At 43.3% G+C, this 16061-nt stretch carries 9 protein-coding genes; all 9 read right to left on the bottom strand.

The window, feature by feature from the left end:
* Positions 1 to 38: 38 nt before the first annotated feature.
* A complete protein-coding gene (locus L0P88_RS13400; RefSeq protein WP_247130428.1) occupies positions 39 to 1676 on the bottom strand; it encodes a hypothetical protein in 1638 nt (545 codons plus the stop codon).
* A 52-nt stretch (positions 1677 to 1728) separates the two neighbouring features.
* Complete coding sequence (locus L0P88_RS13395; protein WP_247130427.1) at positions 1729 to 4356, bottom strand: GH116 family glycosyl-hydrolase; 2628 nt, start codon at positions 4354 to 4356, stop codon at positions 1729 to 1731.
* Between the two features lie 81 nt (positions 4357 to 4437).
* Positions 4438 to 6336, bottom strand: coding sequence for a glycoside hydrolase family 97 protein (locus L0P88_RS13390; protein ID WP_247130426.1), 1899 nt, complete (start codon positions 6334 to 6336; stop codon positions 4438 to 4440).
* A gap of 408 nt (positions 6337 to 6744) precedes the next feature.
* Positions 6745 to 7821 carry an alpha-L-fucosidase gene (locus L0P88_RS13385; protein WP_247130425.1) on the bottom strand — a complete coding sequence of 359 codons (1077 nt, stop codon included), beginning with the start codon at positions 7819 to 7821 and terminating at the stop codon, positions 6745 to 6747.
* 71 nt (positions 7822 to 7892) lie between these two features.
* A complete protein-coding gene (locus L0P88_RS13380) occupies positions 7893 to 8900 on the bottom strand; it encodes a family 43 glycosylhydrolase (RefSeq protein ID WP_247130424.1) in 1008 nt (335 codons plus the stop codon).
* Positions 8893 to 11238 (bottom strand): glycosyl hydrolase family 95 catalytic domain-containing protein, encoded by a 2346-nt coding sequence (locus tag L0P88_RS13375; RefSeq protein ID WP_247130423.1) that lies wholly within the window; start codon positions 11236 to 11238, stop codon positions 8893 to 8895. Before L0P88_RS13375 ends, L0P88_RS13380 begins: the two co-directional genes overlap by 8 nt.
* An 8-nt stretch (positions 11239 to 11246) precedes the next feature.
* On the bottom strand, positions 11247 to 12671 hold the full coding sequence (locus tag L0P88_RS13370) for a hypothetical protein (protein ID WP_247130422.1): 1425 nt from the start codon (positions 12669 to 12671) through the stop codon (positions 11247 to 11249).
* Positions 12672 to 12723: 52 nt separating this feature from the next.
* Positions 12724 to 14310, bottom strand: coding sequence for a sulfatase family protein (locus tag L0P88_RS13365; protein WP_247130421.1), 1587 nt, complete (start codon positions 14308 to 14310; stop codon positions 12724 to 12726).
* Positions 14311 to 14331: 21 nt separating this feature from the next.
* Positions 14332 to 15912 carry a sulfatase gene (locus tag L0P88_RS13360; RefSeq protein ID WP_247130420.1) on the bottom strand — a complete coding sequence of 527 codons (1581 nt, stop codon included), beginning with the start codon at positions 15910 to 15912 and terminating at the stop codon, positions 14332 to 14334.
* Between the last annotated feature and the right edge of the window lie 149 nt (positions 15913 to 16061).

Genomic DNA, 16061 nt, shown 5'->3' with positions numbered 1-16061 from the left:
TCTTAAATTGGATTAACATAAGGAAATACAGGGTTGTTTCATTTTAGTTGTGGTTTAATGGTTAGGTTTACATCATCCACTGAAATGTGTCCCCAAGCCGTGGTATCATTGTCTACTATCTCGAGATAACATTCTTGACCAGCATATTGTGAAACATCAAACTTCTTGCGTTCGAACTCAAAGCTTTGGTTTCCACTCGTTTTTGCAAGGATGCCTCCCTTATTCGCGTCTACCAGTGCCACATAAAGCGTTTCGGAATTATTGCCTCCCATTATTAGAAAGTCCAGGGTTGCGCCTTTTGTTAAAATGAAGGATTCAGATCTTACGACCCCTGTTTGTGATGCATCTTTTTTTACCCCACCCACTTTAAAAGTTTCCTGATTACTGCTTTCATAAAACAGGCTGCTTACAAAAAAGCTTCCGTTTTGTTTAATATTTTTGCCTTTGTGTTGGTAATTGGCCAACGACAGTTCAAAGGCCTCACCTTCTTTTTCCCAACCCGTTAATGTACCGTATTCAAAATCGTGATTGGTCAGGGTTGCTCCCGTCTTTTTCCATTCTATTTCAGCGATAGCTACTCCCCCGGACGCAGCTTCCGGTTTTTTCACACGATCCCAGCTCCAACCACAGGTGGTCATGTACCATTTATTTGCATCGGGCTCATAAATGATTTCAGGTGCATGAGCACCAAAACCGGTAACGAAATCACAGTTCTTCTTACTTGTCTGGTCATGGATGCCGCCATAATTTCCAAAATAATAGGGGTCTTTGGAACGGAACATCCAGGTTTGGTGATATCCGGCTTCTCCAGAAGTATGCGTAAGACTCAGGTAGAAATAGTTTCCCCGTTTAAATACGAAGGGGGATTCGCCCGAACTCCAGGGTTTGGTTTTTATACCGCGAAAGGTCATGGCCTCACCGACATATTTCCAGTTGGCTAATCCGTTTTTGGATTCATAGACCGTTATACTCGCCACTCCCGTTCCTTTTTCGATACCGGTATGGTACAATAGCCATGTTTCCTTGTCTATTCGTAAGATCATATAGTCCCGAATATCCGCACCACCATTCCTGAAATCGAACTTTTCCAACTCGTAGGGATTTTTTACCGGCAACTTATTTGCGTAATGGTTTACAATTTCCCAATTGGACATGTCCTTTGATTTCTCAATAAAGAAATTCTGTGGTGCATAAAACAGCCAACATTCCCCGTTGTAGCGGATGGCATGAGGTGCCCAGGCCGGGTAATGGTCCTTTGGTTGGGATTTTAATTCATCGTATGTTTTGTCCTTATCCAGATTGGGATGCCTTGAAATCGGTTCATGATCGGTATAGTCCCCCAGCAATTCTTTGCTCGAACCATGTGTAAACTGTACTTCCATTGTCCAAGGATTGGAAAACCCTTTTGTAGGAAGTTGATTTCCTATACCTATAACATGCCAGCTACCATTAGTATGGCGATAGACCGTATGGTCATTCATATAAGTTGCATTCTGAGGGTGATACAGTTTTTTCCATGGGCCTACCAATTGCGGTTCATACAAGGCATCAGGATTTTCAATAGGGGGCACATCCACCCCGTTGATAGCAAATGGCGCTTCACCGACCGGATGATACCGGGATGCAGGGGTACAGCCAATCAACAATGTCAATACCGCCGGGAATAATATGTTCATTTTCATCTGGATAATTAATTATTTCAATCAACTCCATATTCTCGTTGAAACTTTATCTTTTTTCGATTTTCAATTCTTGTCCGGCATTCAAAAGAACTTCATCAAAAACCAGATAGGTTTTTCCTTTTTCCTGCTCCTTTTTTATTTCAACGGGTTTTCCATCAAGGGTTACCATAAAAGTATCCTGTACCCAACCAGAGGGCAATTGCCATCGAGAAACCTTCAATTGACCATATTTCAGTTCGATCTCAGCTGTTTTTACATCTTGGTCAGCCTGCTGCCGGTAACTACCCCATCCTTCTGCAACAATAAAGGCACTTTTGAAATTCTCCGATCCTATTTTGGGGTCAAACCCGATAATACCTTTTGGACCATGGAAATAAAATCCACTAGCGGAGACAAAAGGGGCATAGCCGCTCATGGCACGGGTATAATGGTTCCCATATTCGATTTCGTTGTAAGGGTTGCGCTTTTGGGGGGCATATCTGTGATTAACGGCATTCTGGAGGGTCAATGCCTCGTCCAACATTCCATAATCGATCATATTGGCGGCCACTTGGTGTTCCTGTGCAGTCCATACTTCACTGAAATAGCCAACTGCCAGCATATCCCACCTGGTTCGGGCATTTCCATAAGACGCCTTTGCCCCACCTTTGGGGAAAGTACACATGATCAGCCCGGGTTCATCAGATTGTGCGTAGTGGCGTTTTACCTTCACGATGGCAGTATCCAGATACTTACCGTAATTTTCCACATAGTTGTATTTATAGATGGATTTTAATGCGCTGATTATTTTATCTTTTTCCAGCACATCACCCAAACCTACTTGTGAGGCCCAGTACTGCCCCAGCAGTTGGTCAGAATGGCAACCTTGATTGGAGTTCACGGCCAAGGGGTCTCCAGGGTCAACTTTTTGTATAAAGTACTCCCCGTTGAACAATTCCGAGGAGATGTTCTTTTTGGCTAAAGCGGCTACCTGTGTACATTCCATTGCAAACGCTTCATCTTCCACTTCGATAGCCATTTCACTTCCTGCCTTGAGCACCGCTGCATACAACCCACTGATCCAGCTTATTTTTCCATACCAGATTTTGTCCAAAGTGTTGTATTGTATGCCTTCCAGGATTCCATCCGCTTCTCCTGTTTTTTCCTTGTCCTGATCGATCATGGCTTGTATGGCCAACTTTATTTTGGGCCAGTTGTATTCTAAAAAGCCATAATCAGGGGCCATGAGGTGCTCCCGGTAGATGCGCAAAATAGTGCCTGCATGTCCGTCAATGGCATGTCCACGGCCATCGTGATGGCCAAATTTGCTAAACTCGCCACGGTAACGGATTATGCCTCTGTCTTTGTCAAAACTGAGCCCCAGATCTACTTTTTCCCGAAGATCCCGGGCCAATTTGGGGAACACCCTACCCATAGCCTGCTCATAATGAAATACATGGGTGCAGGTACCAAAGCCTAAATAGGCTCCTTCAAAAGCATAAAATCGTCCTTCATTATAGGGAACCAATAGGTTTTTGCTGGTGAATCGTGCCGATGAAGTAGTGGCCAGGGTACTGACATTCACAAATGTCCTGTCCAAAAAAGAAACAGGTAGACTGGAATCGTACCAGGTCTTGTTCCAGAGTTTGGTGTTTTCAATCAACTCCCGATTTTTCAAGATATAATCGGCAACTCCGTCGGCATTTTTGAAAAATTTGGAATAAAAATGTCGGAGTGAGCCATAGTCGGCCCATAAGGTTTCCGGGGCACGAAAGGTGTTCAGTCTATGGATGTTCGGAAAATACCAGGAAATGATAAACCGTACTTTTTTCGATTCCCTTTTTGCTAAGGTAAACGAAGTACTTATAGTTCCCAATAACTGTTCGCCGTTGGTAGCACCAGCTTTCGTTTCACCAGATTCAAAAACCTGGGACAGGTCTTTAGCCTTAAACTTTCCAACGTTCGCATTTCCCTTGCCTTTACTTTCCAAGGTAAGTGCCATACTTCCCCAATCGGGTAGGTCTTCAAAGTTTTCCCCTTCCGAACCTGCACTCAGCCGTATGAACGAATCTTCCTTATGAACAGTGTTCACTAGCTGGCCCTTTTGCTTGTTCGAGGAGTAATGGTTTACCACATTTTGAAGCCATCCCCCTATTTCCAAAGTAATGGTACGTTTGGTGGTATTGGTAATCTCATACTCCATTACCACTGCAGGTAATCCGGAATTCACATCATCCGTCGGGATGAAAGGTGAAAAAGCCTCCAGTTTTACGGAAACCGGGGCATTCTTATCCTGATAGATGACTTTACCTATGGGGTATTCCCCCCTAAAGGTAATATGTTCAAAACCTTTTTGGTCCAGGGTTCTGACCTGAGACTTTCCCTTTACCGTGGTACGAATGGCGAACCCCTGTTCCAGATGGTGTTTTTTTCTGTCCGTGGATTTCATCGGTGCCCGATAGAACTTGTCCCCGCCGCTTCCGCCATAGACCAGCTCGGTGGTATTGAAGATGTCCCAGTCCCACAATCGCCCGTCTCCCGAGAGATATACATTGCCCGTACAGATGCCTCCAACGGGCATACCAATATATTCCGACCCTTCATTGGAATAAATTCCCCCCCCTACCGATTGGGATATGGCCGACAAAAAAAACCCATAAAAAACAATCGTAGTAAACATCAGTTTTTTCTTCATTCATAATCTTTTAAAATATCAATCTTCATTTTTAGTGAATCACTTTAGCGTTTTAAAACTAAATCCTGGGGCAGTCACAACCTACAGGGCTGGCCTGATCCACATGCAATGACCTCCACCGGGAGCTATAATTGCCTTAACAATATCCCCCCTTTTTACAGTGCCTCGGCGTACCTGATACACTTCGGGATTTGTCCTGCAATGTGTATCCTCGGCATCCTCATAATACGTCACGTTATACTCCGTTCCGTCTTTGAGAAAGTCCATCTCTATATCCAAGGAAGCTCCTTTTTGGCTGGCCACACTACCGACAAACCATGCATCGCCATGCCTCCTTGCGGTCGAAATAAAAAGATCCATATTTGCATAGAGCACCCGGCTTTCATCCCATTTTCCAATCGGCAATTCCTTGATAAACCCGAACAGATCGGCCTTGGCCGAATAAGCTTCAGGCGCATCCGGTAAACAGACCAACCCGCTAAATATGATTAAAGTGCGTGCCGCCTCGGCCGTGACCGTGGTGGGGTATGAATTCAACTGCCTCGGTCCCTTTTGTCGTTTACCCGAATTGATACCCGTGATGTCGAAATTCCCGTTATTCATATCCAACGGTCCCTGAATTGCATTGATCAACGCCATTCTGATAAATGCTTCAGGGGTGAAAGCCCTTCTAGCGTCCTGTTGTGCATGACAGTATTCGCGGGTAACCGCATTGGGCAGTGTTCTTCGAATCCCAGTAAAAGGCACAGGGCCATCGTGGAAGTCGATAAGTAGTTTGTTTTGGGCACTTTGCGCTATCGCCGATTGGGTAAATGGCACATCGCTTCCCATAAAACCATATTTGATTCCCTTCATTCCCAATTCCCGATAATAATCGAACAGGTCTTCATCACCGTATTTACCTTTTTTTCTGTCGTAGTATAGGATAAGGCCAACGTCTTTCTCTTTTGCATATTGGCTTACTTTAGGCAGATCAAGTTTGTCGGAATGCTCTATGTGCCCTTTGCTCACATGTGTGTACCAGGCATCATCGATCAAAAAATATTCAATATCATGTGCTGCTGCAAAATCGATGAAGCGCAAATAGCTTTCCGTATTGATTCCATATTTGAATCCATTGGGAGCTTCGTATCCATGTACCCGCCAATCCCACAGGGCTTTGCCCGGTTTGATCCAGGAAACATCCTGCAGTTGATTGGGGGCGGCAAGGTTGATGGGAACCGTATTGACCACCAAGTTCCCTATCTTTTCTTCCAATAAAATAACCCTCCATGGCGTTTTAATCCGCCCATTTTCAGTTTTGCCCGTATTGGCCGCTATCAACAAATTCCTTTCTTTATCAGCTTCAATATCCATTACACTGAATCCCCTGGCACTGTACAAATCGGATTCCAAAATCGACATATAACCTCCCAAGGCATTTTCAACTACAACCGGAAGCTTCACTTTTTTAGACACATCAGAAACAGCAATTGGCCCAATAGGTTTACTTTCCCCTGAAGTATGGTAGAATTTGCTTCCTATAGGCAGATTAAACTCACATTCGTAGGAAACTTGCTCCAATGGGCTGTTTTCACTAAGTTTAAAACGAAAGGCCACTCCCTTGTCGTAGGCCCTGCAAACCAGTTGGCCGGACACTCCGTCAAAATCCATTGCAAGGATAGTTTCTTGATAAGAATCCCTTATTGAGCTAAACTGTCCCCAAACCGGCTCCCAGGTACGGTCGTCCCCATTTTGTGAGATCTTGGTTATGGTAAAACGGCTATCCGGAATAATCGATATAGCCGATGAATCCATCATCAATCTGCCTTCGCGAAGCACGCGATACTTCAATTGGCCTTCCACATTGATGATTTCTAGTACTACCTTCCCATCTGGTGATTTAGTCACTACGGATTCACCACTACCACAAGACTGTAAAATAAGTGCCAGTGCCAGCACTAGCAAATACAACGATTTAGGAAGGAGGCTCAGACCCATTGGTTTTTCTATTTTAAGCTGATAATTGTATGTTTGACCAGCGGTTTTGATTTAATGTATTGTTGGTTATTTAATTTTATTTCACCTCAAAAACTACTGTAGAAACCTCCCGTATCTTTTGCTATATCCTCTTATTTAATTGGCAAAAGATGCTTCAAAGGAATCCAGAACAGGGAAGACATTGTTGTTATTATAAAATCGTATTTCGATCTTAAAAGCATAACCAGCTTCCTATTCCGATACATTCAGGGTAGCCGGAAGCACCTCAACCACCTTTACAAAACCCGGCTTTTGCGAATAAGCTTCCTTAACCTTTGTTAAATTAGTCCAACAGTCAATGGTTCCATCGTTATCCATGTCAACCCCAGCTCGAATTTCTACACCGTCCACCTAAGAACCGTCACTTTCTTATTTAGTCTCTTTAAGCATCTTACCCACTTCCAATAAGATTTTCACCGATTCTTCAGGAACATTACCATTACCGTCAGGCCCTATGTTTAAAAGCAGGTTGCCCCCTTTACCATTGATATCCTTCAATTTGTTATAAATCGTTTGAGCGTCTTTCCAATTCTTATCGCTTTTTTTAAAGCCCCAGGATTTGTTCATGGTATAACACGCTTCCCAATTATGGGTTAACTTGCCACCGGGATGTTTCTGCTCGGGAGTGCCAAAATCCTTTTTGAATTTTGCACGCTTTGCTACCCTGTTGTTGATGATTATCCCGGGTTTCAACTCCCTTATGTATTGGTATAGGTCTTTGCCTGATGCCATGTCCCACCAGTAAACCCAGTCGCCGTCAAACCAAAGGATGTCTGTGTCGTAATTTTCAACAAGCTCCTTAACTTGATTCTTTATGTACTGGATATACTCTTCTTTTTTTTTGGATTTCATGCGTACATGCCCCCATTTACCCCACGGACTATCCCCGTCAATATTCCGCTCCTGCGAGGGGTGATGCCAATCGATAATGCTATAATAAGTACCAAAGCGTAAGCCATGCCTTTTGCAGGCTGCACTCAATTCTGCAAGAATATCACGCCCTTTAAACGGGGTGCCTGCCACATCGAAATTAGTATATTTGCTATCCCATAAACAGAAGCCTTCATGGTGCTTGGTGGTAATAACAACATATTTCATGCCTGCTTTTTTAGCGGTTTTGGCTATAAAATCAGCATCAAAATCTTTGGGATTGAAAGTAGTCATTAACATAGCGTAAACCTGAGCAGGGATATCTGCATTGGCCTGTATCCATTCTGCGTATTTTTTTATTTCCTTTCCCTCCCAAACACCTCCGAGCTGGCTATACAGTCCAAAGTGGATAAACATCCCATATTTAGCATCTGTAAACCACTGTATACGGTTGGCATAATCTTCACCGGTTTCATCTAAATAATCTGTTTGCGAGAATGTTATGGAAACATTCAAGGCCAGAATTGCTATTGTAAGATTTTTTTTTGTCATTGTTTTTATTATAGTTTTGTTCATAAAACCTATTTTTTTATGAACAAAACTATACTTCAAGCTATATGGTGATTATTAAATTGCTGTTTTCCTTGTCAATCATTTTTTATCCCATACCGGATTAAATAAGCGTCATCGCCATTGTGTATCATGGATATGCCCCAGTGCAGTCCTTCTCCCGTTACTTTCGGATTGGTGAGGTCTCGCCTGAAAACACCCGGTGCTTTTGGCCTATCGGTAACTTTAACATTTAACGGATTGCTTTTAAAGTCAATCCCATCCCGCGCATATTGGAAGGTGTTGCTGAGCGAGGCAAGCACGGCAATTCCTGTTCCTTCCTGCCACAGCATAACTTCATGGCTTCCGTCCAGCAGGGGAGCGTCCATCTTAATAAAGGGCCCTTCGGGATATTTGGAAAAAGCAACGCCCATTTGGGTATGGGCAGGCCCACTTCCATTATGTACTCTGCTCCTTCCTTTATAATACAGCCAGTACAACCCATTTCTATACAATAGTACAGCATCATCTACCCTGTAACTATCAAATTTTTCAGGTTCCACGCTCACAGTCAACACTGGTTCTTTACTTATTCTTGTAAATGGTCCATTGGGGGAATCAGACACTGCCAAGCCTATAGCTGTAATATCCGTAGTAGCGTTATTTTCAAATTCTCCTTTTGCGTTTTCAGGTGTAGGTTTCACCCCGGTATAGTAGAGATAGTATTTCTCCTTGGCATAAATAATATTAGGAGTGAAAGTAGCTTGAGAATCAAAAGTGCCTTCTGCGCCTAATCCCAATATTTCTCCTTGCTCTTTCCATGTGTATCCGTTATCTGTTGATGTAGCGTACCATAAAGTCCCCCAATAGCCAGGAGACCGGCCATAAACCTTCGTATAATATACATACCAGGTATTTCCGACCTTGATGATATCACTGGGATCTCTCCTCGTACAGCCTTTTTCATAGCCTATCCCTTTAATGTTATCGTATTTGAATTCAATGTTGGAATAGACTTCTTTTACTTTTTCTAAATTGTTCTGCGCAAATACATTTTGAATGAATCCGTAAATTAATATTGCAGTTATAATAATTTTGTTATTCATCTTCTTGATATTTAAAAGTTTTGTCCAAGGTGATGCTTTCGCCTTTCCCCATCTTAAATGTTACCACTTTTGAGCCGTACCTTATACGGGCATTATTGCCCAGTTTGGATGTAATGGTTGCCTTTAGCAATTGGTAGTTGTCCCACTCTATATCCACTATAAAACCGCCTCGCGCTACTAAACCGGATATTTTTCCCGAAGGCAATGCATCGGGCAATGCGGGCAGAAGGTTGATTTCGTTGGCATACGATTGTAACAAGGCTTCTACCAACGCTGCGATAGACCCCATATTTCCATCCATCTGAAAGGGCGGGTGGGCATCAAAAAGATTGGGATAGGTTTTCTTTGCCCAAAGGTCGGTCAGGTTGTCCCATACTTTGTTGCCATCCAACAAACGCGCATAGAAATTCATAATCCAGCCACGGCTCCATCCGGTATGGCCTCCTCCCTTTGAAAGCCGGTCTTCGATTACTTTTTTAGAGGCCGTCATGTATTCAGGGGTATCGTTCCAGTTGAATTCCCCGGAGGGGAATAATCCGTAAAGGTGTGAAATATGGCGGTGACCGGGCAGGGCCTGCTTCAACTCTTCCGAGGACCACTCCAAAATCAACCCGTCCTTGCCGATCATACTGGGGGTAAGTCTGGCCAATTGTGTTTTCAGCTTGTTCCTGAATGCCTTATCTGTATTCAATACTTCGGAAGCGCTTATCACACTTTCAAAAAGATGCCGGGTGATTTGTAAGTCCATAGCCGGTCCCATAACTATGGAGGCCTTTTCACCACTTGGGGCGACAAATACATTTTCAGGCGACATGGAAGGCCCGGTCACCAGTTTGCCCGTTTTAGGGTGTTTCACTAAGAATGAGGACAGAAATTCGGCTGCCTCCCGCATCACTGGGTAACCGTAATTGGCCAGAAAGGTTTTATCTTCGGTAAAAAGGTAATGTTCCCAGATATGGGTGGCCGACCAGGCAGCACCCATAGGCCAAAGGCCATACCTCGGTAACCCAAAAGAGGTGGTAAAATGCCAGACATCAGTAGTGTGGTGGGCGGTAAAACCTTTGGCTCCGTAGAGTTCTTTGGCCGTTTTTCTACCATTTTCGCGTAGCTTCCCTATAAATTCCAAAAAGGGAATATGACACTCCGAAAGGTTGGTGATCTCGGCGGGCCAATACATCATTTGTATATTGATATTGATGTGATAATCGGAATTCCAGGGCGGAGCAATGCCATCGGCCCAGATACCCTGTAGATTAGCGGGCAAGTTGCCTTTGCGTGAACTGCTAATCAGCAGGTAGCGGCCGAATTGAAAATAAAGGGCTGCCAAGGATGGGTCGTAGGCTCCATTGGCCTGTGCAGCTATGCGTTCATCGGTAGCAAATTTGGCCGCTTCGGTGGCAGGTAACTCAATACGTACCCTGTTGAACAGGCGTTGGTAGTCGGTGATATGGTCTTGCAGAATATTTTGATAGCTTCTGCTCTTAAGTGATTGCTCATAAGTATCGCAAATAGTGGCAGGGTTTCCTTTAAAATAGTCCGTTCCCGCCACAATCCGGATTTCCATACTATTGGCCTTGTTTACCTTGAGTTGTTGGCCCTCCACTTTAAGTGTACCCCCATCAATGATAACAACGACCCGGGCTTCAAACTGAACGCCCCGACCATGGTTAAGATGGTGTTTAAGGATAATCCTATTATCGGTAGCAGTAACGACCTCTCCTTCATCCGGACGTGAAAGCACCAATGTTGCTGTGATGTTTCCGGATTGGCTTGCTGTGGCGTGCATTACAATAGCCTGGTCTTTGGCTGTTGAAAACACAGTACGTTGATGTTGTACATTTTCAGAGGTAAAACGGGTGGTGGCCATAGCTCTGCTAAGGTTGAGGTCACGGTAGTAGTTGCTGTAATTGTCAACACCCTCAAAGTTGATATGGAGATCTCCCAGTGTTTGATACGTGTTCGTGCCGCTGGGTAGCCGCTCGCCCATCAGTTTTTCCATGGCCATTTTTTCGGCTTCTTGATATCTACCTTGAAATAGCAGGTTGCGAATCTTTTTTACATACCTATAGCCTCCGGGCTTGTCTTTGTATTCGTCTCCTTTACTCCAAATACTTTCTTCGTTAAGCTGGAGGCGTTCGGTAGTTACGCCACCAAATACCATGGCACCCAAGCGGCCATTGCCTATGGGCAGGGCTTCATCCCATATCTGGGCAGGCTGGCGGTACCATAGGGTAAGCGAATCTTTATCGGAGGCGTAAATCGAGGTAGTGGTCAAAAACAAAAAGAGTACTCTAATAAGGTATCTTCTTTTCTTGTTTTTTATTAGAATATACGGCATATCGTTTTCTATTTTAAATCACCCACAAAAGAGGCTTCAAAAGAATCGAGAATGGGAAAAACTTTATTTTTATTGTGAAATTTCATGTCAACTTTAAACCCATAACCAGCTTTTAATCCCGATACATCCAAAGTAGCCGGAAATGCTTCCACCACTCTTACAAAACCCGGCTTTTGCGAATAGGTTTCTTTCACCTTTGTGAAGTCGGTCCAATCGTCAATATTCCCGTCATTATTTGTGTCAACCCCGACCCGAATTTCTATGCCATCCACCCAAGGGCCATCACTTATAAAATCATTACTATTTCGTTGAACGATCAGGTAGAATTTCCCTTCGGCAAAGCCCACGGTGGGGTCGGGGTGAAAGCCTTCCCCGATCTCACCGTCCCAAACAAATTCTTTGGCAATATCGTCACTTCGCCATCTGCCCACTCGCATGCCTTTACTTTCATCATGCGGATCATAGTCGCAAAATATGTAATACTGTCCGCCTACTTTTATGGCCGTATAATCGCCAAAGGCATCTTGCGGACCTTCATGCACTTCATAGGTGTAGGGTGTTGGGTCTGGTCCGTGGACCAATTGGTTCCTGGCTGGTTTATAAGGCTTAATGATTCCTGTAGGGGTGGTGCGTTTATCTATCGGGGGTGGATATTCGTGGGGTTCAAACCCATTGATTCCATCAGGGCTGTCGGCGTGCCCGGCTAAAGGCGAATCCCAGGAGTTCTCCCGTGGATTGATCGGACTCCAATCTTCATAAATTATATGAAATATTCCATCATCATTACGAAAAACGGCCATATCGGAACCATGAGTAGGGTCTTTTAATACCTTTCCTATCTCTTTGCCCTGTTTTCCGTCGGTAAGATCTTCGTCAATGATCAGGTGAGGGTCTTCATCATTGGGTTTGTCGTAATAGATATAGAATTTGCCGTCGGCATACTCGGCAGAAGTAACCCATTTGTTGACGCTCGACGAAACAGGCCCATAATGTTTCCAGCTTTTCATGTCTTTACTATGCCATGCATGATACCCATTGGCAGCATCTCCCGAATATCTGGAAAGAAACCAATAGTTTCCTTTTGAAACAGGGATAAACACAGGCGCATCACTGGCCTCCGGAGGGGTCACTTTGGGTATGGCCTGCCAGTTGTTCCATTGCGGGGTCTGTTTTAGTGTTATGGATTCCAATTTGCGCATCCTTTTAAATTTTTTTAGTGTGCTTGAAAAATAGGCAGCATCTTTTTGGGGATGAACCAAGCCGTCCTTTATGTCAAGACCGGAACTTTTACCTTTTGCAGCCTGCCACTCTTGCTGGGTCTTGATTTTCCAACGTTCCGAATCGGAAGCCGGATTGGATTTTGAGCGTTTAAGATTAGGGTTACATCCAACTACTAAAAAGGACGCAATGATTATTATAGTATTTTTTAGCATAGGATGCTATTTAATTTTGAAACCATGTATAACAATCTCGGATGAATTTTATTTACTGATTCATAAAACTGACTTGTTCCCATTTAAAATCGATTGAATCATTTTTTTGCGGCACTCCCGGAGTGCTCCTCCCTTCAACAATATATTTCATAAGCAATGATTTTAATTCTTTTGCTTTTGCGGTGTGTGTAGTATGCAGATTTTTTGTTTCGCCCGGATCGTCCCTTAAATTATAAAGCTGTATCGGGGGAAGGTTTTTTCGTATCCCATCATCTTTTCCGGGCCTTGGAAAACTCCAACCCCCGGAACCAGGACACATAATAAGTTTCCACTCCCCTTTTCTGATAGCAAAATTCCCGTTAATGGAATGATGCACTGTGGCTTCCCTAAGTGGTTTGTCCAATTTCTCCTGTTCAAACAAAGCAACCAGGCTGTAGCTATCTTCTCCTTCATTGTCTAACATGGAGTAGCCGATAATTTCCGCACAGGTAGCCATAAGGTCAGTTGTGCAAATCGTTTCGTCCGATACCATACCTTTATTAATTTTTTTGGGCCATTTTGCAATGAACGGCACCCGGTGGCCTCCTTCAAAAATATCTGCTTTATGCCCTCTGTAAATATAGCTCGGCGAATGTCCTTTGGCCTCCAGTTCGTTAATTTTTGCCGCGGGGGAACAACCGTTATCACTTGTGAAAATAATCAGGGTATTCTCTTCTATTCCGGATTCTTTAACTGCTTCCAGCAATTGCCCCATATAATCATCCACCATCATCACAAAATCTCCGTACGGGTTTAGGCCACTTTTTCCCTGCCACTGTTCGGTAGGTAAAATAGGCGTATGTGGCGATGGCAAGGGTAGGTACAAAAAGAAAGGTTCATCCCGGTTAGCTTGTTCACGTATATATTGAATGCCCCTTCTAAAAAAGTTTGGCGTAACATCTTCATGGATAAAATCATTGGAGGTAGGCCCTTTTCGCCACCAGGAGTATTTTCCGGTATTTACCGTAACGGTACCCGGAATTTGTGTGGCCAGTCCGTTTTCCACATACACATAAGGGGCCATATCCAGTGACCCACAGTGGCCATAGGCATAATCAAATCCTAGGTCGTTGGGGGTGTTGGTAACGGGTTTAGAATAATCAATCTTATCAAATTCGTCCCAGCCTCCTCCAAATTCTTCTGTTTTTTTTAACCCCCAGTCCCAGCCTAAATGCCATTTTCCTATAAATGCCGTATGATATCCGTTCTTTTTTAAAACAGAGGCCACCGTACTTCTGCTCGTTGGTATCAGTGCTTTTGATGTTCCTCCAAGCACACCTTTTTTCAACTTACTTCTCCAATTATACCGTCCTGTTAAAATGCCATATCTTGTTGGGGTACAAACTGATGAGGAGGTATGTGCATCAGTAAATCGCATGCCCTCAGAAGCCATTTGGTCGATATTTGGGGTTTTTATCTTTCCATTTTCGTTAAGTGCCGAAATATCTCCGTACCCTAAATCGTCTGCCAGAACATATACGATATTGGGCAGTTGATTTTCTTTGCCGACAGTTGATTTTTTGTCTGTTTTATGGGTGCAAGAAACCCCTAAAGTTGCTGCTAAACCTACTAATACAATACGTTTTATTGAATTCAACATGTTTTTAATTTATTCTTAATTTCAATCACCTACTTTACTTCCCCACCAATTGTTTTTTGGGTCAAAATCCTTAGAAAGGTATTCTATGCGCCTGTTTTCCCAAGCCGGTAAATTCATTTTCTCTTGTCTTTCTCTCCACCTATGTTCTTTTTCAGCATTGTATTCGGGGTCTTTTTCAGGGAATCTTGCCCCTACTTTATGTAAGTAATCAAAGAGTTTTCTACTTAATCGTTTGGCCAATTCCGGGTTATTTGCAACCGTGTTGTTGGCTTCTTCAATATCATTCTTTAAATTATACAATTCTTCACGGCCATCTTCATAGTAATGGATAAGTTTCCAATTGCCTTCCCTGATTATTGATGATGGTTCGCCTCCTTGGTTTCCATAGTGGGGATAGTGCCATATAAGCGGGCGTTCCTGAAGGCTTTTTCCTTTAAGTAAGGGTACAAGGCTTACACCATCCTGGTGCTCTTCAGGTTTTAAACGAGCTCCTATGAGCTCCAAAATTGTAGGATAAAAATCGGTTCCTGATACAGGTACATGGTTCTTTTTACCACAGGCCAACCATGGTACTTTAATAAAATAGGGTTCCCGAATACCGCCTTCAAACTGATATCCTTTACCGGCGCGCAATGGTTTATTCGAGGTTGCATAAGCATCGCCGGCAACTACACCGCCATTGTCCGAAGTGAAAACTACAATGGTATTCTCATCCAATCCCAGTTCTTCAAGTGTTTTTAACACATGCCCTACGGCTTCATCCATTGTTTCTACCAGTCCTGCATAAATAGGGTTGTCCTGTACTTGTCTTATGGGAAAAAAATGTCCCATTTTAAAGCCTTTATCTGTAATTCCGAGACTATCGGCTTTGTTGCGGTATTTTAACCATTTTTGTTGCGTGGTTTGTATAGGGCTGTGAACGGCATAAAATGACAGGTAGGCAAAAAACGTAGTGTCTTTGTGTTTTTTGATAAAATCGGCCGTTTCATTTGCCAATCGCATGGGCAGGTTTTCACCATCTATTTTATTAGGTAAATTAGGATTTGCCCAAGGGGAGAAATAGCCTCCAATCGGACCTCCTGTATCCCAACCTCCTTTATTAGTGTCAAAGCCATGGTTTTCGGGCCAAGAACCTTTACCTCCAATATGCCATTTGCCAGCAAAAAATGTTTTATAGCCAACTTCTTTCATCGCTTCGGGCAGGGTAACATACTTTTGTGGCAAATTACGTACATACTCCGGTGGCAACAATTGACTGTGCCTTCCTTTCTCACGCCATTCTTTACCGGTTTTTGCACCAATCCAATCGGTAATGCCGTGTCTTGCAGTAAATTTTCCGGTTAAAATACTGGCACGTGAAGGACTACAAACACGACTTGTGGCATAACCGTTTGTAAACATAACACCTTGGGTAGCTATACGGTCAATATTTGGGGTTTCATAATATTTGCTTCCCATGACACTCATATCATGATACCCAAAGTCATCGACCAGAATAAATAACACATTGGGTTTTTTGCCGCTGCTTTTTTCTTTTGTCTGATTGGTATTACAAGCCCCCAACGTAAAACAAATGGCTAATGCTACTTTTTGTAATTTCATTGTCCTATGTTTTTCTACGAACTTAAAGCCAGTCAATTTTTCTATTGAACACTATCAACTTTTGTCTCATAACCTTCCTCTATTCCGTTTGACTTGCAACCTGTTTCATCTTCCTGCAGTTGGGTTGGATTACTTTACATTTTTCCATT

The organism is Muricauda sp. SCSIO 64092 (assembly GCF_023016285.1).
GTDB lineage: Bacteria > Bacteroidota > Bacteroidia > Flavobacteriales > Flavobacteriaceae > Croceivirga.
Note: the sequence above shows the minus strand (reverse complement) of the source record. Positions and strands in the feature narration are given on the sequence as shown.